Below are 965 nucleotides of genomic sequence, written 5' to 3' on the forward strand. Positions count from 1 at the left end.
CCAGTGTTCCAATAACAGGAAGTGAGTATGGCAACGTTAAAAGATATCGCGACTGAAGCAAATGTATCATTGGCGACGGTTTCAAGGGTCCTTAATGAAGATCCAACATTGAGTGTTAAGGAAGAGACCAAAAGGCGTATCTTTGAAATTGCAGAAAAGCTGGAGTACAAAACCAGCAGCTCACGTAAAACGGTTAGCAGTAAAAAGCAGCACCATCACTTTCTTGCTCTGTACAATTACAAGCAAGAAGCTGAGGTAAACGATCCGTACTACCTATCTATTCGCCACGGTATTGAAACCCAGTGTGAGAAGATGGATATAGAGCTAACCAACTGTTATGAAAGTAAAATACAGTCTAGCACTAGCCCTATCACAGGTATTCTTCTGGTTGGTAGAATGTCTCCAGAAGTCATTGAACAAGCGAAAAAGCTCACTGATAACATCTGTTATGTAGACTTTACTGATCACTCAGAACCGTATGACTCCGTTGATATCGACCTAGCTCGAATCAGTAAAGAGATCACTAACTTCTTTATTGACCAAGGCTACGACCGCATCGGCTCTATCGGCGGCCAAGATGACGTAAATACACCGGATATTCGTGAAGTCGCTTTCGCAGAGTACGGCCTTTTGAAACAAGTGGTAAGCGAACAAGATATCTATCGTGGGGATTTCTCAAGCTTGTCGGGTTATAAGTTAGCGAAGCAAATGTTAGAAACTGGCGACTATCCAAAAGCGATGTTCATTGCTTCAGATTCCATCGCAATTGATTACGTGCTATTCATGAGCATGGAGTGAACATTCCAGAAGATATCGCTCTGATCAGTGTCAATGATATCCCAACGGCTAAGTTTACTTTCCCATCTTTATCGACGGTTCGTATTCACTCTGAACTGGTGGGAATTCAAGGCGTTAAGTTGCTGGTCGAGAAATCGAGAGACGGACGAGCGATCCCACTGCGTGTC

1 pseudogene is annotated in these 965 nt (G+C 43.3%); it reads left to right on the plus strand.

What is annotated here, in order from left to right:
• Nucleotides 1–27 precede the first annotated feature (27 nt).
• Nucleotides 28–965: pseudogene (gene ebgR / locus KIV40_RS33020) on the plus strand (transcriptional regulator EbgR); the annotation flags it as partial.

The sequence above is a fragment of the Vibrio sp. D173a genome, from assembly GCF_030248475.1.